The sequence below is a fragment of the Streptomyces sp. NPDC043896 genome (assembly GCF_056435605.1).
This window is the reverse complement of record NZ_JBWKEE010000031.1, coordinates 21,952-43,192: the sequence shown is the minus strand read 5'-3', so window position 1 is coordinate 43,192 and position 21,241 is coordinate 21,952. Positions and strand designations below refer to the sequence as shown.

The 21,241-nt window shown below is 72.3% G+C and carries 14 protein-coding genes and 1 tRNA gene; 9 read left to right on the top strand and 6 right to left on the bottom strand.

Annotation, left to right across the window (positions count from 1 at the left end):
* Positions 1-3: 3 nt before the first annotated feature.
* Entirely contained in the window at positions 4-1,815 is a 1,812-nt protein-coding gene (locus AC069X_RS33295) for a hypothetical protein (protein WP_478734575.1), read from the bottom strand.
* Between the two features lie 327 nt (positions 1,816-2,142).
* Between AC069X_RS33295 and AC069X_RS33290 the strand changes: the two genes are divergently transcribed.
* The 5 genes from AC069X_RS33290 to AC069X_RS33270 all read left to right on the top strand — a co-directional run bounded on the left by AC069X_RS33290 (position 2,143) and on the right by AC069X_RS33270 (position 6,739).
* Positions 2,143-4,638 (top strand): sensor histidine kinase, encoded by a 2,496-nt coding sequence (locus AC069X_RS33290; RefSeq protein ID WP_478734573.1) that lies wholly within the window; start codon positions 2,143-2,145, stop codon positions 4,636-4,638.
* The gene (locus AC069X_RS33285) at positions 4,635-5,093 is read left to right on the top strand and encodes a roadblock/LC7 domain-containing protein (RefSeq protein ID WP_478734571.1); all 459 of its coding nucleotides are present in this window, start codon (positions 4,635-4,637) and stop codon (positions 5,091-5,093) included. Before AC069X_RS33290 ends, AC069X_RS33285 begins: the two co-directional genes overlap by 4 nt.
* Positions 5,094-5,170: 77 nt before the next feature.
* Entirely contained in the window at positions 5,171-5,512 is a 342-nt protein-coding gene (locus tag AC069X_RS33280) for a DUF742 domain-containing protein (RefSeq protein ID WP_478734569.1), read from the top strand.
* Positions 5,490-6,197, top strand: coding sequence for a GTP-binding protein (locus tag AC069X_RS33275; protein ID WP_478734567.1), 708 nt, complete (start codon positions 5,490-5,492; stop codon positions 6,195-6,197). Before AC069X_RS33280 ends, AC069X_RS33275 begins: the two co-directional genes overlap by 23 nt.
* A complete protein-coding gene (locus AC069X_RS33270) occupies positions 6,194-6,739 on the top strand; it encodes a GAF domain-containing protein (protein WP_478734565.1) in 546 nt (181 codons plus the stop codon). The genes AC069X_RS33275 and AC069X_RS33270 overlap by 4 nt, the downstream gene beginning before the upstream one ends.
* A gap of 5 nt (positions 6,740-6,744) precedes the next feature.
* Here AC069X_RS33270 and AC069X_RS33265 read toward each other — a convergent pair whose 3' ends face one another.
* Together AC069X_RS33265 and AC069X_RS33260 are read right to left on the bottom strand one after the other, a co-directional pair.
* Entirely contained in the window at positions 6,745-7,641 is an 897-nt protein-coding gene (locus tag AC069X_RS33265) for a transketolase family protein (RefSeq protein ID WP_478734643.1), read from the bottom strand.
* Positions 7,642-7,662: 21 nt separating this feature from the next.
* A complete protein-coding gene (locus AC069X_RS33260; protein WP_478734563.1) occupies positions 7,663-8,364 on the bottom strand; it encodes a transketolase in 702 nt (233 codons plus the stop codon).
* 158 nt (positions 8,365-8,522) lie between these two features.
* On the opposite strand from AC069X_RS33260, the gene AC069X_RS33255 reads away from it, so the two are divergent.
* Positions 8,523-8,599, top strand: a tRNA-Pro gene (locus AC069X_RS33255).
* Positions 8,600-8,764: 165 nt separating this feature from the next.
* Positions 8,765-10,114: a DNA cytosine methyltransferase gene (locus AC069X_RS33250; RefSeq protein WP_478734562.1), complete on the top strand. Its 1,350-nt coding sequence runs from the start codon at positions 8,765-8,767 to the stop codon at positions 10,112-10,114.
* Here the strand turns inward: AC069X_RS33250 and AC069X_RS33245 are convergent.
* The 3 genes from AC069X_RS33245 to AC069X_RS33235 are packed head-to-tail and all read right to left on the bottom strand — an operon-like array spanning position 10,036 to position 14,089.
* Positions 10,036-10,941 carry a DUF6339 family protein gene (locus tag AC069X_RS33245; RefSeq protein ID WP_478734560.1) on the bottom strand — a complete coding sequence of 302 codons (906 nt, stop codon included), beginning with the start codon at positions 10,939-10,941 and terminating at the stop codon, positions 10,036-10,038. The two genes, AC069X_RS33250 and AC069X_RS33245, sit on opposite strands and share 79 nt — an antisense overlap.
* The gene (locus AC069X_RS33240) at positions 10,938-11,942 is read right to left on the bottom strand and encodes a hypothetical protein (RefSeq protein WP_478734558.1); all 1,005 of its coding nucleotides are present in this window, start codon (positions 11,940-11,942) and stop codon (positions 10,938-10,940) included. The genes AC069X_RS33245 and AC069X_RS33240 overlap by 4 nt, the downstream gene beginning before the upstream one ends.
* Positions 11,939-14,089: a helix-turn-helix domain-containing protein gene (locus AC069X_RS33235; RefSeq protein ID WP_478734556.1), complete on the bottom strand. Its 2,151-nt coding sequence runs from the start codon at positions 14,087-14,089 to the stop codon at positions 11,939-11,941. Before AC069X_RS33235 ends, AC069X_RS33240 begins: the two co-directional genes overlap by 4 nt.
* Before the next feature lie 476 nt (positions 14,090-14,565).
* On the opposite strand from AC069X_RS33235, the gene AC069X_RS33230 reads away from it, so the two are divergent.
* Both AC069X_RS33230 and AC069X_RS33225 read left to right on the top strand, forming a co-directional pair.
* Positions 14,566-19,332 (top strand): sacsin N-terminal ATP-binding-like domain-containing protein, encoded by a 4,767-nt coding sequence (locus AC069X_RS33230; protein ID WP_478734641.1) that lies wholly within the window; start codon positions 14,566-14,568, stop codon positions 19,330-19,332.
* A complete protein-coding gene (locus AC069X_RS33225) occupies positions 19,329-21,239 on the top strand; it encodes a UvrD-helicase domain-containing protein (RefSeq protein WP_478734554.1) in 1,911 nt (636 codons plus the stop codon). The genes AC069X_RS33230 and AC069X_RS33225 overlap by 4 nt, the downstream gene beginning before the upstream one ends.
* Positions 21,240-21,241 lie beyond the last annotated feature (2 nt).

Here is a 21,241-nt window from a genome sequence, read left to right as displayed (position 1 = left end):
GTCTCACCGCCCTTCCGGGTCCCATGTGCGCAGCTCGGACAGCCGCGCCACGTGCGCGTCCCAGTCGCCGAAGAACCGCACCCGTCCGTCCAGCACCTCGCGCAGCCGCCGCTGGGCGCGCTGCGCCCGGGCGGCTCCGTCCGCACGGACCCTTTTGCGCTCCGCCGGCACACGCGGTACGTCCAACAGCCCCCAGGCCCCGGTGACCACCCCGAGGACGACGCCGAACCACAGGAACGTGCCCGTGAGGAGGAAGGGAGCGAGGACGAGGGCGGTCAGCCCGCCGACGGTTCCCCCGACGCGGCGGGGCAGGCTCCGGTCGACGGCGTCGGCCTCCCGCTCGGTGCGCGCCCGCAGGGCGGCCCCGAGGTCCGCGGAGAGCCCCTCGGAGTCGACGGGTGCGGCCGGGTCGGTCGGCAGCACGGCCCGCCAGCCCTCGATCGCGATGGGCACGGTCTGCTGCCGCCGCCGGTGCGAAGCCGCCAGCATCGCCTCGGAAGCGTCACGGAGACTGGGCCACACCAGCTTCACCGCGAGGCGTCGCGCGTCCTCGCCGAGCGCCACCCGGCCGGGCCGGAACACGGCGCTGTCGAGGAGCGTGGTGAAGTCCGTGACCTCGGCGTCCGCCGCCCGGTCCGGATCGTGTTCCCGTCGCGCGGCCTGCTCGTCGCCGCGGTGCTCTATGAACCGGCGCAACCACTCCATCTCGGCGTGCACCGCGGCCTCGTCGGGTTCCAGATGGCCGATGAGCCGGTCGATGGCCGTCCGCGAGTACCGCCCGTCAGCCGTGTTCCGCGCGGTCCGGTCCGGCGGAGGGAACTCCTTGCGCAGGTGGGACAGGGTGGCCGTGGTGACGGTCGCCAGCCGCCACCCCTCCAGGAGCCCCTCCCACTGCCCGCCGCAGGCCTTTCCCAAGGGGGCGTAGCGGTCCCCGGGCGAGATCAGCAGCCGCCGCAGCCGGGGTTCCCAGCGCGCGGCACTCGCCCGGGCCGCCGTACCGCCCGCCGCCGCCCCGGCGGCCCACCGGACCATCGTCTGGTGCGCGTAGCTGTGGGCCTGCTCGCCCAGCTCCTGACTGGCGACGGCGTCGAGGACGACGAGGAACTCCCTGCCGAGCCGGTCCGGGTCCACGGCTCCCTGGAGGTAGCCGTCCATGTACAGGCCCGCCTTGGCGTGGTCGCCCATCCGGGCCGAGGTGAGCGCGAAGAACAGGTTGGCCTTCCCCGGGGAGGCGTGGAGCGCCTGCCCCAGCGCGCTCAGCATGAGCTCCTCGTCGCCGTCGAGCCGGGCGGCGACGGCGAGGGTGGCGTGGCCGAGCCAGAAGCCGGGGTCGTGCACCAGGTGCTTCTCCACGAAACCCCGGAGGCTGCCGGTGCGCAGCACCCCGTTGGCCACGAGCTCGGGAGTGATGTCCCGGACCAGACCGCCGGCCAGGGAACGCACCTTCTCCCGCTCGCCGAACCGCCTCTGCCACTCGGCGCTGATCCGGTCCAGCCTGAACTGCGCGGTGAAGACGGCCTGGTCGCGTTCGTACTGGGACCGGAAGTCCGTGAACTCCTTCCCCAGCCGGTCGACCTTGGCGTCGGTCGAGGACAGGTCCGCCCGCAGATCGTCCGTCGCGGAGCGCACCGACTCCACCTCGCCGGCGAGGACGTCCGTCTTCCCGCGCAGGGTGTCGAGCGTCCCGCTGAGCACGGTGAACCGCCGCAGCAGACCGCTCAGGTCGGCCGCGCGCCGCTCCAGCTCCGCGCGTAACTCCCGGTTGCCGGCCCCCGGATCCTCGTCGCGGGCATCGTCCCGGGACGCTTCGCTCATGCTGCCTTCCTCCCGCGCGGGGGCCGTGCACGGCCCTGGACACGTACCTTCCGGCAGCGCGCGCGGTCGGCACAAGAGCGCGTCGGAGCCGACGGAGGGGTTGGCTCCGGCCGTCCGGCGGCGCACGCCCCCCGGCCGTGCGGGAGTACGCGCTCCCGGCGCATTCGGGCTGTCGTACGAGCGCTCCATCGGGAGCGGGAAGCACCCCGGTGAAGTTCCCCAACTGGGCACCAGCTGCGGGATCGTGCGGTCTAGCGTGGGTATCCGGTGATCAACACCGGGCCCCGCGACACGGTGGGGGCCGGGCCCCACGTACCGAGGACGCCGATGTCCGGACTCCGCGCCGCCCGCCACGCCCCGTCGAGACACGCCGTCACGGGGCCGGGCCGGCAGATACGCCCCCAGCTGGTCCGCGCCGCCCTGCTGCCCACGCTCGCCGCCGGGCTCAGCGGCGCGGCCGCGGTCATGTTCACCCTCCACCTCGGCGGTGGCTCCGGAGAGCGGGACGACCGGCTGTGGCCGGTGCTCGCCGGCTGCGCCCTGCTCGCCGTCGGGGCGCTCGCGGCGGCGCTGCTCGGGGCCCAGCGCGGGGCCAAGGCCGTCCGTGACCGCTGCGAGGCGCTGCGCCGGTCCAGCGTGCGCGGGCGCGAGGAGCTGCGTACCGCCGCCGAGCGGATCGCCCGCGGGGAGGCGGCGGTCCGCCCCGTGCTCGGGGACCGCGGCGGCGCTCCGCCGGAGGGCGACCCGGCCGGAGTGGACGAGTTCTGGCTGCTCGCGCAGGAGTTGAGGGCCGCGCGGGAGCAGGCGCAGGGGACCCTCGTACGACTGGCCGTGCCGGCCGCGCCGACCGACAGCGACCGCAAGGTCGAGGTCTTCGTCAACCTCGCGCGCCGCCTCCAGTCGCTCGTGCAGCGGGAGATCTCGCTCCTCGACGGGCTGGAGGACACCGTCGAGGACCCCGACCTGCTGAAGGAGCTCTTCCACGTCGACCACCTCGCCACCCGGATCCGTCGGCACGCCGAGAACCTCGCCGTGCTCGGCGGGGCCGCCTCCCGGCGCCAGTGGACCCGGCCCATCGACCTGAGCGAGGTGCTGCGTTCCTCGGTCGCCGAGGTCGAGCAGTACACGCGGGTGAAGGTGGTGCCCCCGGCGGGCGGCACCGTCCGGGGCCACGCCGTCGCGGACGTGGTGCACCTGCTGGCCGAACTCGTGGAGAACGCCACGGTGTTCTCCGCCCCCGACACGGACGTGGTGGTGCGGGCCGAACGGGTCACCGCCGGGATCGCGGTCGAGGTGGAGGACCGCGGACTGGGCATGCCGGCCGAGGAACAGCACCGGATGAACACCCTGCTCGGCGACCCCGACCAGGTGAGCGTCCGGCACCTGCTCGCCGACGGGCGGATCGGCCTGTACGTGGTCTCCGCGCTGGCCCGGCGGCACGGGATCGCGGTCGAGCTGAAGTCCAACATCTACGGCGGGGTACTGGCCGTGCTGGTGCTGCCCCAGGGCCTGCTGGGCGCGGAGGCGCCGAACGCGGCCGACGCCGTGAGCGGATCCCGGGCCACGTCCTGGGGCACGGTCAACTGGCCGGATCCGACGCCGCGCGCCACTACGGCCCCCGCGGCCGCTACGGCCCCCGCGGCCGCTACGGCCCGCGCGGCCGCTACGGCCGCTGCGTCTCCGGCGGAGGCGGCGGGCGTGGGCCAGGGGTGGGGGTCGGTGGTCCCCGCGCCTGATCCGGCCCCGGCCCCTGCCCGGGAAGCCGCGTCGGCGCCGGCGCAGGGGTGGGGGTCGGCGGTCCCGGCTTCGGGCCCCGGCCAGGATCGCCTGCCGGGCCCGGCGGGCGGCGCCCCCGGTCCGGCTCGGGCCGCCGGTCCGGTCGGGGCCCGGGGGTGGGGGCCGGAGGGCCCGGCCCCGGAGGCGGTTCCGGGTCAGGTGCCGCGTACCGCCGCTCCTTCGGGCCCGGCCTCGGCGCCGGGCGCGGGGCACGACCCCGGCCCGGCTGCGGTCGCGGGCCGGGGGTGGGGGCCGGCGGGGCCGGAAGCGGTTCCGGGTCCGGGGCCGCGTACCGCCGCGTCCGCGGCCTCGGCGCCGGGTGCGGGGCACGATCCCGCGCAGACGTGGGGGGCGGTGGTTCCGGCCCAGGGCGCGGCCGCGGTACCGGGCTGGGCCACGGTGCCGGCCGACGGGCCGGCCCCGGACTCCGGCCCGGACTCCGGCCCGGGCGCGGAGCCCGGCCGGGAGGCGGCGGAGACCCGTTCTCCGGTACTCCCCGCCTCGCGCCCGGCCCTGCCGCCGCCGTCCTCCGGGGACCCGGACCGGCCGGCGGGCCGGGTGCCGGGCCCCTGCCCGGCGCTGCCCCCCGCCCCCGCGGTCGGACCGCCCTGGCAGCCGGTCCCGTACGAGGCCTCCGCCCCGGCCGCGGATCCGGCCCCGTACCCCGGTCCGGAGCGCGAGCGGCTTCCGGCCGCGGACGGAGCCCGCGCCGCCTGGCCGGCCACGCCGCACGCACCGGCCCCGGGCCACCGGGAGGCCGCCGCAGCGCCCTGGCCGCTCGACACCGGCAGCGTCGACGGCCGGCCGGCCGAGCCGCAGCCGGCACCCGCCCCCCTGCCGCGCCGCGTACCACCGCAGACCCCCGCCCCCGAGGGGAGCCGGCCGCCCCTGCCCCGGCGGCGCGCCCAGCAGCACCTCGCGCCCCAGCTGCGCGACACCCCGGCCCCCCGGCGGGCCGAAGAGACCGAACAGCCCGTGCACGACCCCGGCCTGATGGCCGCCTTCCAGCGGGGCTTCGGCCTCGCCCAGACCGACGAGCAGGCATGAACCCCAGCAAGGAGCACACCCCCATGGCCGGCGAACTGGCGACGAAGACAGGCAGCCTCTCCGATCTCGACTGGCTCCTCGGCGGGCTGGTCCAACGGGTGCCGTACACCCGCAGCGCGGTACTGCTCACCGCCGACGGGCTCGTCACCTGCGTACACGGCATGGACGCCGACAGCGCCGACCACATGGCCGCGCTCGCCTCCGGCCTCTACTCCCTCGGCCGCAGCGCCGGTGCCCGCTTCGGCGACGGTGCCGAGGTCCGGCAGGTGGTCGTGGAGCTCGACACCGCTCTCGTCTTCGTCTCGGCGGCCGGCTCCGGCACCTGCCTGGCGGTGCTCGCCGACCGGGAGGCCGATGCCGGAGTTCTCGGCTACGAGATGGCGATGCTGGTCAAGAGCGTGCGGCCGTACCTGGCCGCCCCGCCGCGCCGGCCCGTGGCCGACGCGGAGCGATGAGGGCCTGGGCGAGGGGGGTACACGGTTTCCCGCCGGCGAGGGACACACCCTGGCTGGACGACTCCGCCGGCCGGGTCATGCGTCCGTACACGGCCTGCGGCGGCCGCACCCGGCCCGCCGTCGCGCTCGACCTGCTGTCCCTGATGACCGCGACCGGCGTCCGCCCGGGGGTGCACCTCGGCGCCGAGCACACCCTCGCGCTGCGCATGTGCGCGGGCGCGGCGGCGGTGACGGTCGCCGAGGTGGCCGGGCAGCTGCGGCTCCCGGCCGTGGTGGTGAAGGTGCTGCTGGCCGACCTGATGGAGTACGGGGCCGTCATGGCGCAGGCACCCCGCTTCCCGCACGGCGGCGGCTCCTTCGCCGCCGACGACCTTTCCCTGCTACGGGCGGTGCTCGATGGCCTACGCCGACGGCTGTGAGACGGCCGAGACGGCCGAGACGGCCGAGACGGCCGAGACGGCCGAGACGGCCGAGACGGCCGAGACGGCCGAGACGGCCGAGACGGCCGAGCCGGCCCCGGTCCTGCCCGCGACCCTGAAGATCCTGGTCGCGGGCGGCTTCGGGGCGGGGAAGACCACCTTCGTGGGCGCGGTGAGCGAGATCGAGCCGCTGTGCACGGAGGAACTGCTGAGCGGGCTGGGCGAGGGCGCGGACCGGCTCGACGGGGTGGGGACGAAGACGGCGACGACCGTCGCGCTGGACTTCGGCCGGCTCACCCTGGACGACCGGCACGTCCTCTACCTCTTCGGCACGCCCGGACAGGAACGCTTCTGGTTCCTGTGGGAGGAGCTGTGCACGGGGGCGCTCGGCGCGGTGGTCCTCGCCGACACCCGCCGCCTCGCCGACTGCTTCCCCGCCGTGGACTTCTTCGAACGGCGCGGCATCGGCTTCGTCGTCGCCGTCAACGAGTTCGACGGTGGCCACCGCTACACCTCCCAGGAGGTCCGTGAGGCCGTCGGCCTCGGCCCGGACGTGCCCGTCGTACGGTGCGACGCGCGCCTGACCCGTTCCGGTACGGGGGCCCTGGCGGCCCTCGTCCACCACCTGCTGTCCACGGCCCGCCAGGGCCGGCCACCACACTCGGATCCGGGGGAACCGCCATGACGTACTACGAATCGACCGGCCACCTGCTGCTCACCCCCGTGGACCGGGAGGCACCGGCGCGCGCCGCCCGGCTGCGCGAGATGGACCTGGGCGAGCGGGTGGACGCGGAACTCGACGCCTTCGCGCGCCGGGTCTCCCGGACCCTGGAGGCCCCGCACGCGGGCGTCAACTTCGTCGGCGAGGAACGGCAGTTCTTCGCCGGCCTGCACCACGGGCCGGACGCGGCGGCGAGCGGCTACCCGGCCCGGGTACTGCCCCGGGACCACGGCTACTGCCCGCACGTGGTGGTGCGGGGGCGCGCCCTGGTCCTGGAGGACGTACGCGACTTCGCGCGCTTCGCGGGCAACGCGGTCGTCGACGAGAGCGGGGTGCGCTCCTACCTCGGCGCACCCGTCACCGACCGGCGGGGCTTCGTCCTGGGCACGGTGTGCGCGGTGGACGTGGTGCCGAGGCGGTGGGGGACCGAGGGGCTGGCGACGGTCAAGGCGCTCGCGGCCGAGCTGGCGGAACTGCTGCACACCCGGCAGCACCGCCGTGCGTGACGCCCTCAGCGCAGGAACGCGGTGATCCGCCGCCGCAGGGAGGCCGCGTCCAGGCCGTGGGCGGCGGTGTGCTCGTCGATCGTGCCGTAGCGGCGCAGCTCGGCCCGCCCGACGCCCAGCGGCAGCACGCGGTGCGGGACGTCCACGAGGGCCTGCGCGGCGGCCGCCGCCGAGGTCCCGGCGAGGTACGGCTCGACCAGCACCACGTCGGGGGCGGCCCGTCCGGCTGCGGCGCGCAGGGCCGCCTCGTCGAAGGGGCGCACGGTGGCCGCGTACAGGACGGTGACGTCGAGACCCTCGGTCGCCGCGAGGACGTTGTCGAGGAGCGGTCCGACGGCGAGCACCACCCCCGCGCGGCCCTCCCGTACGGTCTGGAAGCGCAGGTCGCCCAGGGGGCGCGGTGCGGCGTTCGACTGCTGGGAGAGCCGTACGTACACCCGGTCGTCGCCGGCCGCGTAGGCGTGTCGCAGCAGGAACTCGGCCTCGTCGGGGTGGCCGGGTACGTGGACGGTCCAGCCGTCGAGGGTGTCGAGCAGGGCCACGTCCCCGGGCGCCATGTGGGTGAAGCCGCCGGCCGGCCAGTCGTAGCTGGCGCTGGCGCTGACCAGGACCCCGCCCGTGTCCTGGTGCCCGAAGTCCAGCTTGACCTGCTCGAACGGCCGCTCGACGAGGAAGCTGGCGAAGGTGTGCAGTACGGGCCGCAGCCCCGTGAGGGCCAGCCCGCCGCCGACGCCGACGAGCAGCTGCTCCCGGATGCCGACGTTGACCACCCGGTCCGGGTGCCGCTCCTGGGCGGGGCGGAACCCGTCCGAGGAGATCTCGGCGAGCACGAGTGCCAGCCGGGGGTCCTCGTCGAGCAGCCGCGACGTGACCGAGACGAACCGCTCCCGCATGGTGTCCATGACGTCCATGTCCCTTCCCCCTCAGAACTTCTTCTCGACGCGGGCGACGACGGCGTGCGGCCGGCCCGGATGCGGTGCGGTGAAGGCCGCGTGCAGCGCGGAGTGATCCCGCCCGTCCACGGTGACGGTGCTCCAGCCGGCCGCCTCGAAGCGCGAGGCGATCCCGCCGGGCCAGCCGTGGGTGGCGGAGTCGTTGTCGATCACCACCGTGTGCAGCGCCTCCAGCCCGGCCGCGCCGGCGAAGGCGATGGCCTCGTGGTTGCTGCCCTCGTCGAGCTCGGCATCCCCGATCAGCGCCCACACGGCCGCCTCGTCCAGGCCCTGCGCCCGCAGCCCGAGCGCACTGCCCACGGCGAGCGGCAGCCCGTGCCCGAGGGAGCCGCTGCTGATCTCCACGCCGGGGATCAGGGTGCGGTCGGGGTGGTGGCCGAGCGGGGAGCCGTACGCCCCGAAGCCGGGCAGCCAGTCGACGGGGAAGAACCCCTTGGCGGCGAGCACGGCGTAGTACGCCATCGGCCCGTGCCCCTTGGACAGCAGGAACCGGTCCCGCCCCGGATCCCCGGCACTCCCGGGCCCGACGCGCAGCACCCGGTCGTAGAGCACCCAGAGCACGTCGAGGGTGGAGGTGGCGGCGGGCCCGTGCTTCTCGGCCCCGGTCATGAGGGCGATCAGCCGCCCCAGATCCTCGTAGCGGAGCCCGGTGTCCGCGGATGTCTGTGTCATACAGCAACCATGTGACCTCAAGCGCACTTGAGGTCAACCCCGCCCCGTCCGCGCACCCCGCCGCCCCCGAGCCGCAAAAGGTGCGCGCGACCACCCCCGGAAGTGCGGTATTGTTCTCGTGCCGGTCGGGCCAGGGGAAACCCCAGGTCAACGGGCATCGGGACGTGGCGCAGCTTGGTAGCGCACTTGACTGGGGGTCAAGGGGTCGCAGGTTCAAATCCTGTCGTCCCGACCACGCGGAAACGCAGGTCGGAGGCCGTTCTCTCGTTCACGGGAGGGCGGCCTTTCGTGCGTCCGGGAGAGCGGTTCAACTGCGCCTGTGGCAACGGCTGGTCTCGGGCTGAGCGAGTGCGTCCACCGGGTGCATCGCGACTGGTGCCGCAGGCTAAACTTTGGCCACATGACCAGCTCGGACGCACCCTCTGGATTCCTTGAGAATCCGTACATCTTGGACCTGTTTGCCGGTCCGGGCGGTCTCGATGTAGCCGCGCACATGCTCGATGTGCCCTCGCTCGGGGTCGAGTGGGACAAGGACGCCTGTGAAACGCGCTACAAGGCTGGCCTCCAGACCTGGCACGCGGACGTCAGCGCGGTGCGTCGTCACCGGTTCGAGGAACTGCCCAAGGGGCTGAACGTGCTGGCCGGCGGTCCGCCCTGCCAGACGTACTCGGTGGCCGGCAAGGGCGCGGGACGCAAGGCCCTGACCGACGTCGAGAACCTCATTCATGCCTTGGTGGAGGGTGAGGGGGCCAAGGATGCGGATATCGACGCAGAGCTCGCGCGGCTGCACGGCGACCCCCGCACCGCCCTGGTCCTGGAACCCCTCCGGTACGCGATCACGGCCCTTCGCAGTGACAACCGGGAGGGGCGCCCGTTCGACGTGATCGTTTTGGAGCAGGTGCCTGCGGTGGAGGCGCTGTGGAAGGTCTACAAGAAGGCCCTCGAGGGCGGCCTGCCCCGCCCGGGCGGGAAACGGGCGACGTACAAGGTCGCCAAGATCGCCACCCTGCCCACCGAAGCCTACGGCGTTCCCCAGACCCGTCGTCGCGCGATCCTGATCGCGCGGCTCGATGAGTACAGCGCCCCCGCACTGCCGGGCGCCACCCACCACCCCTACAGGCCGCACAAGCCGAAGCAGGGTGGCCCCGATGACCCGCAGGCGGCCCAGCCCACTTTGCCGATGTCGAAGGGGGAGGGGCCTCTCCTGCCCTGGGTCTCGATGGGGGAGGTGCTGGGAGCGACGGGACGGCGCACGCCCTTCGAGATCAGGTCGAACTACGGCAGTGGTGGTGACCCCAAGAAGCGCGGCATCCGTACCGACCGACAGCCGTCGGCCACCGTCACCGGGAAGGTGTCCCGCAACATCGTCCGCAACCCGGACGGCAGCCACCAGGAGCCGGCCAACCTGACCATCCCCGAGGCGGGCATGCTCCAGACCTTCCCTCCCGACTACCCCTGGTCGGGGGGCGACCGGTCGCAGCAGGTGGGCAACGCGGTGCCCCCGCTGTTCGGGATGCACGTGCTGGCGGCCGCGTTGGACCTCCCGCTGCCGCGCGAGGAGAGGCTGAGGGAGAGCTGGCCCGCTGCCGATGACGAGGAGCGGGCGACCCTGCGCAAGGAGGGCTGTGGCGATCCGGACGGGTGTGGACCCAACTGCCCGGAGGCCGAGAATCAGGCCACTCCCTCCACCCCGTCCTCGGACTCCTCCCGCCCCCGGACCGGAGCGTCTGCGAAGAGCTCGGAGAAGTAGTCCACGAGCGCGCTCACGGAGATCTCCGGCACCGGTTCCTCGTCCGGACCGTCCGGGAGCGCGTTCCGTGAGACCTGCCGGGCCGTTTCGGCTTCCTCTATCCAGTCGAGCAACGTACGGGACTCGCGTTCGACATCGGGGGCGATCGCGTCGTACATGAGCGTGGCCGCGGAGGCGTTGACGGCTCCGGCCAGAGCGTTCACCTCGCGACCGGTGCTGATCGTGCCCTTCGCGACCAGACGGACGATCGCCTGGGCGGTGGGCCGGTGGTTGATCACGGACAGGCGCAGTGTCGTGTTGAGCATGTCCTGGCTGGCACAGGCGGTGGCGACGGGGCCGTAGTCCGCGCCGTCGCGGAAGAGCTCGGCCGCCCACCAGAGGCGGGCGAAGGCCTGCTTGTGGTAGGGCCCCCGGAAGCGGTCGGCCGCCACCCGGGGGGCCTTGCCGTCCTTGGTTTCCGTCAGGTGTCGCCACACCACGTAGTCCGGGGCGACGCCGAGGGCGAGGTAGTTCCAAATGCCCGGGTCGGCCGCCTCTCGGCGGGTGAGCCGGAGGGCGGCGTGCAGGCGCGGGGCCAGCCAGGCGTCGGCCTGCGTGGCCTTGAGCCCCTTGTTCCGGCAGTAGGCGATGGCGTCCTCGGCCAGATCCCGGACGGGCAGCAGCTCCCCGCGCCGGGCCGCGTGCGGCAGGGGCTCGGTGACCTGGTTGAGCTTGATGCTCGGGACGTCCTCGCGACCGGTCAGCAGTCCTTCGGTGAGGAACTCCGCCGCCTCGGCGTTGTGGAGCAGCGCGAGGCGCTCCGGGAGGTGGCTGGGTCGGCCGGTCATGCTTCGTCCCCCTGTGTGAGTCGTTCCAGGTCGCGGATGGTGGTGGAGAGCGTCCGGGGGACGCCGGCACGCCGGGAGGCGGCGAAGTGGATGCGGGGCTGGAGCTCCCCCCAGCCTGACGAGGCGGTTCCCGTGCGAGCCGTGTGGACCTCGCGCAGGGCACTCTCCGGCTCGCGATCGGGGTACATGTCGGGGAGCATCGCCCGCAGAACTTCACCCTGCCAGCCGTGTGGGAACAGCGGGGTCCCGTCCTCCTCGATCTCCAGGTCGGAGACGGCGGAGTGGAACACGGCCGTCCAGACCTCTGAGCACATCTGGGCGAGGAGGAGCTCCCGGACGGTCTTCTCCGCCCCGCTGCCGCCGTCCGCGCCGATCAGGTCGCCCAGACCGTCGAAGTCGGTGTTCACGCGCACGAGGGGAAGCCGTCCGGTCGTGTCGACCAGCCAGGGGGAGTCCTTGAAGCGCTGGAGCCGGCTCGCTCCGGAGGCGAAGCCGACCATCTTCACGTCGAGTTCGCGGGCGAGCGAGGGAGCGGCCTCCAGCACGTCGACGAACCATTCCACGTCGGAGGTGGCGATCACCCGCCCGGGGACGCCGTCCACGGTCGCGACGACATGGACGGCGAGGGTGGCGCGGTCGAGGAGATCGCACCGGTGGACGTACAGTTCGGCGGTCCGTTCGCGCCCGTCGCCGGAGACCGGCGAGAATTCGGCGGTCGTGCGGGTGTTGGTGGCGCGCTCGGTCAGCACGGCCACGACCTTGACGTCCTGCCAGGTGCCGGAGGCGTCGACGGCCTTCGCCGGAAGGCCGACGGAGAGGCGGAGCCGTGCCTGGGTCCAGTCGGGGCGATCTTCGTCGGGTCCGAGGGCCACGACGCGCTCGATGGTGGAGACGTACTTGCTCTCCACGTCCTCCCAAGGCTCCCCCTCGGCCTTGAGCTGGGCGCTTTCGACGCGCCAGGACACGTTTCCGGTGAGCCGCCGGTAGGGGTAGACCTTCACGCCTGCTCTGCCTTTCCGGTGCGGAGTTCTACGACGAGTCCGGTGAGTTGGGCCCGGACAGGATGGCGGGAGACGTCGGTGATGCCCCGGAAGACGGCTTTGCGACTGCCGGGGACGAGGCGCAGGGCCCCGTCGACGACCTCGCAGCCGCTGATGGCGACGAGCTCCTTCCAGGGTGCGGCGGGGCGGGGGCCGGAGCGCACGTCGAACTTGGCGACCGGTGTGACCGGGCGGTCCGTGTCGACGCCGGGCGCCACGCGCAGGTCGACGGTGACCGACCAGGCTCCGGATCCGTCGATCGACGCGTCCACGTTGTCCAGCTCCGGCAGGGCCACGGTCCCGGTGGCGCGGGCCTTCTTCGGGGCGCCGCCGCCCATCTTGAGCCGGCCGGCGATCTTCGCTTCGCCGCCGCTGCGGCGCTTGGCGCGGGGCACGGCCACCAGGTCGCGCACCGAATGGTTGGCGGCGGCGGTCAGGGCGGCGATGCGGCGGTGGGCGGAGGGCGAGTAGATCAGGCGGAGTTCCTCGGTCTGCCCCCACTTGTTGTGCTCGGGGGGTTCCGATGCGCGGAGGAACTCCTCGGCGGCCTCGGCGCCGGCCGCGTCCTGACCTGCCGCACGGCCGGTGAGGAGGATCGCCTGGAAGGGGTTGGTGCCGATCGGGACGTTGGTGACGGCGCTGTCCTTGACGGTCATGCGGTTGCCCCGCATGGACACCAGGCGATTGGGGCGACCGTCGGCGTCCTCCGCGTGGGTGACCAGGAGCACGGCCTCGTGGGGTACGCCACCGCGCACCTGACCGCCGTGCAGGGGCACGTTCAGCGGGACGGTAGCGCGGGCGACCTGGCCGGGTCCTGTGAGCCGGTCGACGGTGTCGCCTTCGAGGAAGGCGCGCAGGGCCCGAGTGCGGGAGGGTTGGGTGAGTGCGGGGTCCACGCGCTCCTCGGCGATGAGGACTTCGCCGTTGCGGTAGGTGCGCACGGAGGCCTCGAGATGGGGCTTGTGGTCGCCGCCGCCGGTCATAGCGGCCCAGAAGTTGCGGCCGAGGGCCTCCACGAGTCGAGCGTGCATCCGGTGGACGGAGTCGTCGTCCTGGGTGTTCTCCTCCTCGTCGTCGACTCCGCCGAGTACGGGTGCCAGGCTGGCGACGTCGTGCGCGCCGACGATGAGGAAGGAGGTGCCCGGGGCGGCGCTTTCGCGCGTGAGGTGGAGTGCCTCGACCGTCTCCTCGTCGGCCCACCAGGAGCGGGCCACGTCGGTGGACCTGGCGTCCGGGTCGGGACGTCCGAACCAGGCCGGGCCTGCGTACTCCTGGCCGTCGACCGAGCGCCAGGGGAGGTCGAGCCGGCCGATCAGGCGTCGCTCGGTGCGACCCTCGTGCGGTGTGGAGAGCGTGGAGTTGATCAGCACGAGGCCGAGGCGACTGGTGGCCCAGAGGGTCGCCTTGCCCAAGCCGTAGGAGCCGCCGGCACCGCGGTCCGTCTTGTGGCTGTCGAGCTGGCGGCGGACGACGGCGGCGAACAGCCCGTTGTCGTAGTCGCCGCCGGTCAGGCCGGTGGCGTTGTAGTCGTCGACGCGGAGCAGGACGAGGCGATCGTGCCGGTACATGTCGCGCAGGCCTGCCGCGATCGTCCGGGCCACCTTGCCCTGCTTGTCACCGTCGGCGGTGAGCGCCTCGTAGTGCGGCAGCAGGCGAGCCCAGTCGATGGCCTCGCGGAAACGGGCCAACGCCTCGCCGGTGAGTTCGTGCAGGGTGTAGCGCACCCGAACGGGCTCGGCCCGGTCGAGCCGCGCGTCCAGGCTGTTCTGGGTCGCTTCCCGGGCGAGGACCGAGACGTCCGCCTCGAAGGCGAAGGCGGCCGCGTTGCCGTACTCACGACCGCCGTCGGCGTGGGCCGGCCGGTGGTACCAGGAGACCGGCAGGCCCACCTGTGTGTCGGTGCTACGGGTATGGATGGTTTCGAGGTCGGTCCGGAGCACCTCCGCGATGCGTCGGATGGTCTCGTCCCGAGGGACCGAACGGCCCACGATCCAGGCGGACACGGCCGCCCGGGTCATCCCGAGCACGTCCGCGAGTTCCGTTTGGCTCATCCTGGCGTGCCTGAGCTGGCGCGCCAACCAAGGCCCGAAGTCCTCAGCGGCTTCCACGTCCCACCCACCTGCTTCCGCTTCTCCTGCTTTCGACGAGGTGAGATCCACCGTACAGGACGGCTGTTGACAGCGTGGATACTCGTCAAAAGTTCTTTGACGTGGCCGGTTCGTCGGCGGTGCTGTCGTTCGAGCATCGAATATCGGAACCTTTGGTTCGGCCGCAGGTGCGCCGAATCGGTCTGAATGTCGGGGCAGTTGGTCACGAGGTCGATGTGCGAAAGCCCCTTGCGTGGCGATGGGGGCCCGTGGTTGGGTTTGATCTTGGCTGCTCCAGCACCCTTTCGGAACAACCGCCGTTTTCCCGGGCACAGTTGTGCCCTTTTCCGCCTGCCACAGATGACGTGCGGCAGGGTCGGGAGGACCGGATCCATCCACGATCCGAGGGTCTTGCATCCCGTGCCTTCACTTCCGCACCAGCCCGTCGACTTCGTCCACCCCGTTGTCTCCATTCCCGTCCTGAAGTGGAACTCCCCGTGGCCAACCCGCAGTCCGCAGTGATCCGCACCGTCGTCGAACAGTCCCTCCGCGTCCTGGAGACCTACCGGGTCGATCCGGGGCTGATTCCCGAGCACGCCAATGGCGAGCGCCGCATCACCCAGGGCGGCTACGGCGACCGGCAGCTCTTCGAACTGGTCCAGAACGCGGCCGACGAGATCCGCGACGAGCCCGGCGGTCGGATCCACGTCGTGCTCACGGACGGTCACCTGTACTGCGCCAACCAGGGGAATCCGGTGACGGCCGAGGGAGCCGAGACCATCCTTCGCATGAGCATGTCGCGCAAGCGCGGCGGGCAGATCGGCCGCTTCGGCGTCGGCGTCAAGTCGGTCCTCGTGGTGACCGACGCCCCGGAGTTCTTCAGCCGAACCGGCAGCTTCGGCTTCGACCGGACCTGGTCGCACGGGCTGATCCGGAACGTGCCCGGTGTCCGCGAGCGACACGGTGACGACTTCGAGGCGCCCGTGCTGCGCATGGCCCGTGAGCTGGACACCGCGGCCGAGCGGCTGCGGGACCAGGTCCTCGACGAACTGCTGGAATGGGCCACCACCGTGGTCCGTCTGCCGTTGCTGCCCGGTGCGGCCGAGCGGCTGGGCAAGGACATGCACGGTCACCAGGGGCGGCAGAGCCACGAGACCCGGGAGGAGTTCCCCTCCGGCTTCCACCTCTTCTCCCCGCACGTGGGTCAGGTGGTCCTCGAGGACCGTCGCCCGCGCCCCGTCGCACGCCGGACCCTGCGGAGCGAGCGGGAGGGGAACCGTCGCACGATCCACGAGGAGCGCACCGGCCGGCCGCCCGTCGAGTCGCGGTGGCAGGTCTTCACCCACACGCACGAGCCGACGGAGGCCGCCCGCCGCGACGCCGGCGAACTGCACGACCGACTCTCGATCGACGTGTCCTGGGCCGTCCCCGCCTACCGGCAGGGGGAAGGAACCGGCCTGCTGAGTGCCGCCGACGCCCGAGGACGCGGCAGGTTCTGGTCCTTCTTCCCGACCAAGTACGAGATGACCCTCAGCGGCATTCTGAACGGGGCCTGGAAGACCAATGAGGACCGGCAGAATCTGCTGGACTCCTCGCCCTTCAACGTCGAGATGATCCAGGTCGCGGCCCGGCTCGTGGTCGATTCCCTGCCGGAGTTGGCCCCGGCCGAGGACCCCGGTGCCTACCTCCCGTTGCTGCCGGGTCGTAGCAAGGGGGCGGAGGTCATCAGCTGGGCCGACCGGCTCCTCACCGAACAGATCTGGGCCGCTGCGGCCGTCCGCCCGTCCCTGCCGGACCAGGACGGGGTACTGCGCGTGCCCAGGGACCTGAACGTCCACCCCGACCTGGGCAAGGACCACACCGCACAGAACCGCTGGCTGCGGACCTGGCACGCGTACGACGGACGGCCCCGTGACTGGGTGCACCCTTCGGTCGAAGCGAACGAACTGCGATCCGGCAAGACCAAGCACATCCTGGACGCGGCCGACAGGCAGCGGGCCTCCGTCGTCCAGTGGCTGGAAGCGCTGGTCTCCGACGGTACGGCGAAGGCCTCCGAGATCGCCATCCGGATCGTCGCGGACATGATCGAGTGCAGGGCGGCGTGTGCCGCGGAGGCGCGCACGGCCAAGATCGTGCTCACGGAAGAGCACGGCATGGTGGCCCCGGTGGGCGGCGTCGTGTACCGACGTGTCGAGGAGGACGGCCTGCGGGAGTCGCTGGTCTACGTGGACAGTGCCCTCTCCGACGACCCGTCGCTCTCATCGGCCCTCACCGTCCTGGGCATTCAGGAGGCGGATGTCCGGGGCCGCTTCGTGAGCGTCCTCGACCAGGGCTTCACCTCGTACGGACCGCAGGAGTGGAACCGGTTCTGGGACCTGTTCCACAGGGCGGGCGCCTCCGTGGTCGGCCACGAGGTGATCAACCGGGTGCCCGACGTGAGGAGCACGCTGATGGTCCGGACCGCGGACGGTGGTTTCCACAGGATGCGCGACTGCATGCTGCCCGGCACCGTTGTCACCGCGCAGAGTGACCCAGGAATCGCCGTGGACATGTCCTTCCACTCCGACGACACGGGCTTCTTCCGCGAGGTCGGCCTCCGGGAACGCCCGACCGCCAACCACCGACCGGAGAACGAGGCCTGGTTCGAGGAGTACCGGGAGGCCGTGCACGCCGGGTACTGCCGCCGGCTCGACAACCGGGCGAGCCGTCCGACGCTGGCCCGGATCAAGATCGAGGGTGCGGCGGTCGGCGGACCGTTGCACCTCCTTCCCCGTCTCTCCGAGGCGGCGCGCGCAGGGTTCCTGCGGGTTCTTCCCGAGGAAGGCCTGATCGAGAACTGGACGCTCCAGATCGGCGCGCAGGTGGCCACGCGACAGCAGGCTCCCTCACCGATCCGCTGGATGCTGGCCCGATACGGCCGGGTCGAGACCTCGCAGGGCGTCAAGCCGCTCAGGGAGGCAGTCGGCCCACAGCTCTCGGCCTACCGCGACGTCCTCCCGGTGGCTTCGCTCAGCGCCGAGAAGGCACGCAAACTGAAGCTCGCCGACAGCGTCGAGAAGGTCCGTTCCGAACAGTGGGAGCAGCTCCTGGAGAAGCTCCAGGAGAGCGAGGACGATGCGTTCGTCGGCTCCACCTACGCCCTGCTGACCCGGCTGGAGATCGACTTTCCCGAGGGTTCCCTGACCCGGTGTCGGATCGGTGACCTCTGGGACACCAGGGAGGACGGTGAGATCGCCGTCGCCGCGAACGCGGAGCAGTACCGCTCGCTGAGGGCCGAACGGGTGCCCGCCCTGCTCATGCCGGACCAGGAATCCGCCGACCTCATGATCGAGCAGTGGGGCATGCTGCGCCACGATGACGTCGTCAGCCGTGAAACCCGCCACGAGTCGACGGTGGAGGCGGTTCCGCTGTCAGAGGAGTTCCCCACGCTGCGCCAGAAGATGGGGGCTTCCGTGGGCACCTACTCCCTGTTGCGCTGCTCCACGCTGGAAGAGGTCGTTCGAACCCCGCACGGTGCGCGGGCGAAGTCCTTGGAGAGCGCCCGGCAGGGCAACGTCATCAAGGTCCTGGACTCGTTGGACCGGCTCGGCACGCTCCGGGCCGTGGACCGTGAGCTGGGCCTGAGGATGGGCGAGACCGGTTGCCTCGCAGTGCTCGGCGCCCAGGACCGTCAGGAGCAGGACGAGAAGGTGCGGTCCGCGCTGAAGGCGATCCGCGAGGCCGAGGACGTCACCGCCAAGCTGGAGTTGCTGATCGGCGCGGAGGCCCTGCGCGACCGCCTGCCCGCCGGACTGATGGAGGCCGAGCGCCAGGAACTCGGTGGGGAGGCCCCCACCGGCCTCCGCATCGCGCAGATGGCGTTCAACGCGCACGGCGACACCGTGCTGAAGACACACGCCCGCGACATCCAGGAGCGGTTCCCGAACGCACCGTCGGCCTACACGGGCGGCTCCGCAGCGGTTTCCTTCGTCGCCGAACTCGGCCTGCCCGCTCCCTTCGCCGGATACCGGGCCCCGACCCTCGAACAGAGCCTGACGGTGGAAGGTCCCCGGGACTTCCCCCGCCTGCACGACTACCAGGAGCGACTCGCCCTCAACATCTTCGAGATGTTGGACCGGCTCGCGCCGCAGCGTGCCATGCTGTCGCTGCCCACCGGCGCCGGCAAGACGCGAGTCACCGCCGAGGCCGTCATCCGTTGGGTGAAGCAGGCCGGTGACCTCAAGGGTCCGATCCTGTGGATCGCCCAGACCGAGGAACTCTGCGAGCAGGCCGTGCAGAGCTGGCAGTTCGTCTGGAGCAAGGCCGGGGCACAGACCCGTTTGACGATCAACCGACTGTGGACCTCGAACGAGGCCGCCCAGGTCGCCGACGGGCCCCAGCTCGTCGTGGCCACCGATGCCAAACTCCAGGTGTGCCTGGACAGCGACCGGTACGTCTGGCTGAGGGAAGCGGCACTCGTGGTGGTGGACGAGGCGCACGTGGCCACCAGCCCGCGATACACCGAAATCCTGAACCTGCTGGGCCTGACTCAGCACCGCACCGAACGGCATCTGCTCGGTCTGACCGCCACACCCTTCCGCGGCCACAACGAGGAGGAGACCGGCCGCCTGGTCAACCGCTTCGGTGCGCGCCGGTTGGACGAGGGCGTGTTCCCCTCCGACGACGCCTACGGACACCTCCAGGAGCTCGGCGTGCTGGCGCGGGTCGAGCACAGGGAGCTGACAGGCGGAACCATCGAGTTGTCCCGCCAGGAGCGAGAGAGCGCCGAGCAGTTCAGCCTTCTGTCCAAGGCCGCCGAACAGCGGCTGGCCGACGACCACGACCGCAGCCGCCGTATCGTCTCGGAGATCGCGGCGATGCCCGCGGACTGGCCGGTGCTGGTGTTCGCGACCTCCGTCGAGCACGCCAAGTACCTGGCGGCACGGCTGAAGGATCACGGGATCTCCGCGTCCTCGGTGGACTCCACCACCTCCGACAGCGACCGCCGCGCCCGTGTCCGGGAGTTCCGTGAAGGCAGGGTGCGCGTACTCACCAACTACGGCGTCCTCACCCAGGGCTTCGACGCCCCCGCCACCCGCGCCGTGGTGGTCGCCCGCCCCGTCTACAGCCCGAACGTCTACCAGCAGATGATCGGACGTGGGCTGCGTGGTCCCCGCAACGGCGGCAAGGAGACATGCCTGATCCTGAACGTCCGCGACAACATCCGGAACTTCGACACCGTCCTCGCCTTCACCAAGTTCGAGCACCTGTGGAGCAAGAAGTGACCTCCGCCCCCGAGGACGGCCCTGTCCTCACCGCCCAGCAGCGAGAAGTCGTGGACCTGCCCTGGGACACCCGCCTCCTGGTCACCGCGGGCGCCGGCACGGGCAAGACCCACACACTCGTGCGCCGCATGGACGCCCTGGTGGGCCGTGCCGACCCGGACGAAGCGCTGGAAGCCTCGGAACTGCTGGTCCTCAGTTTCTCCCGGGCCGCCGTCCGCGAGCTGCGCGACCGCATCGCCCGACATGGCGAGCACGCCCGTCGGGTGCGGGTACAGACCTTCGACTCCTGGGCGTACTCCCTGCTGGTGCAGGCGTACCCGGAGAGCGACTGGTCGGCGCATTCCTTCGACGCGCGCATCCGAGAGGCGACCAAAGCGATCGAGAAGGGCGCGCTGGAATCCCTGGAGTCCGGGCTGCCCGCGCACGTCATCGTCGACGAGGTCCAGGACCTTGTCGGCGCCCGTCGGGACATGGTGGAGTCCCTCCTCGACCGCCTCCAGGACTCCTGCGGCTTCACCCTGGTCGGAGACTCCGCCCAGGCGATCTACGACTTCCAGATCGACGACCCTGAGGAGTACGCCGACCGGGCTGATCTCTTCCTGCGATGGGTACGCCGCTCCTACGCGGACGACCTGGTCGAGTTGAAGCTGACCCGGAACTTCCGGGCCGTCACCCCGGAGGCGCGCGCGGCCCTGCCGATGGGTCCCGCGGTGCAGGCCATCGGCAGCGCGCCCGAAGGCGCGGACGCGGCTGCCGCGCGGCTCCACGCCGAGCTGCGCGAGCTGCTGCTCGACCAACCCGACCTCGTCTCACTCGCCGATTCGTTCACCCTTGACTCGCTGCGGTGCTTCCCCGGAACCTGCGCGATCCTGACCCGGGACAACCGACAGGCCCTGCTCGTCTCCGAACTGCTGCACACCCAGGGCGTTCCGCACGTCCTGCGCCGCTCCCTCCGGGACCGGCCGGTGCCGTACTGGGTCGCCGAAGTGCTGCGTCGCACTGAGGCCGCCACCCTCACCGAGCAGCGGCTGCGCGAGCTCCTCGACGAGATTCCGCTGCCCGAGGGAACCGACCCGGACCGCTTGTGGAGGACCCTGCGCGGGGCGGCACGCGGAACGGGTCGTGGCACGCTCGACGTCAGCCGGCTTCGCAGGCTGGTCGTGGATCAACGGTTCCCGGACGAGCTGGCCGACCCCGAGCCGGCCCGACTGGTCGTGTCGACCGTTCACCGGTCCAAGGGCCTGGAGTTCGACCGGGTGGTGCTGCTCACCCCGCCCACCCTGGCCGAACTGCGCCGCCGCAGCGACGGACTCGACGTCCCCGGCGAAGCCCGCGCCCTGTACGTGGCGATGACCCGGGCCCGCGAGGACGTGTACCGGGTCCCCGCACCGGATACGGCGACCGTGCTCAAGCACAAGCCGACCGGCCGCTGGTACCGGGGGGTCCCGAACCCGCAGCAGAGGTGGCGGCGCGACGGCGTCGAGGTGCGTGCCGGGGACGTGTGCGCCCAAGCACCGGCGGACGCGACGCACGGAGCCCCAGCGGCGCAGTCCTACCTGTTGGAACGGGTGAAGCCGGGTGACGAGGTGGTGTTCCGGCTGTGCGACTCCCTGCCCATGGGCCCGGAGCAGAGCCCCCGCTACGCACTGTTGCACGCGGAGCGGGAGATCGGAGAGGCATCCGAAACCTTCAGGAGCGCGTTGTACGCCGTCCTGAAGGTCGGTACGGCCTGGGAGGTCAGATGGCCCGACGCGATCTCCGGTCTGCGCATCGACTGTCTGGAGTCGGTCGCGGGTAGCGCCGCCGCCGGAGCCAACGCCGGCCTCGGCGACCACGGCGTGTGGATCGCACCGCGCATCAGCGGAATCGGACGGTTCCGGCGGTCTGCCGGGGCCGAGGAGGAGTAGGT

Excerpts from the sequence above, each read along its gene's own strand:
- AC069X_RS33250 (WP_478734562.1), top strand. The coding sequence starts at position 8,765 with ATGACCAGCTCGGACGCACCCTCTGGATTCCTTGAGAATCCGTACATC.
- AC069X_RS33265 (WP_478734643.1), bottom strand. The coding sequence starts at position 7,641 with ATGGACACCATGCGGGAGCGGTTCGTCTCGGTCACGTCGCGGCTGCTC.
- AC069X_RS33270 (WP_478734565.1), top strand. The coding sequence starts at position 6,194 with ATGACGTACTACGAATCGACCGGCCACCTGCTGCTCACCCCCGTGGAC.
- AC069X_RS33295 (WP_478734575.1), bottom strand. The coding sequence starts at position 1,815 with ATGAGCGAAGCGTCCCGGGACGATGCCCGCGACGAGGATCCGGGGGCC.
- AC069X_RS33290 (WP_478734573.1), top strand. The coding sequence starts at position 2,143 with ATGTCCGGACTCCGCGCCGCCCGCCACGCCCCGTCGAGACACGCCGTC.
- AC069X_RS33260 (WP_478734563.1), bottom strand. The coding sequence starts at position 8,364 with ATGACACAGACATCCGCGGACACCGGGCTCCGCTACGAGGATCTGGGG.
- AC069X_RS33275 (WP_478734567.1), top strand. The coding sequence starts at position 5,490 with ATGGCCTACGCCGACGGCTGTGAGACGGCCGAGACGGCCGAGACGGCC.
- AC069X_RS33285 (WP_478734571.1), top strand. The coding sequence starts at position 4,635 with ATGAACCCCAGCAAGGAGCACACCCCCATGGCCGGCGAACTGGCGACG.
- AC069X_RS33280 (WP_478734569.1), top strand. The coding sequence starts at position 5,171 with ATGCGTCCGTACACGGCCTGCGGCGGCCGCACCCGGCCCGCCGTCGCG.
- AC069X_RS33245 (WP_478734560.1), bottom strand. The coding sequence starts at position 10,941 with ATGACCGGCCGACCCAGCCACCTCCCGGAGCGCCTCGCGCTGCTCCAC.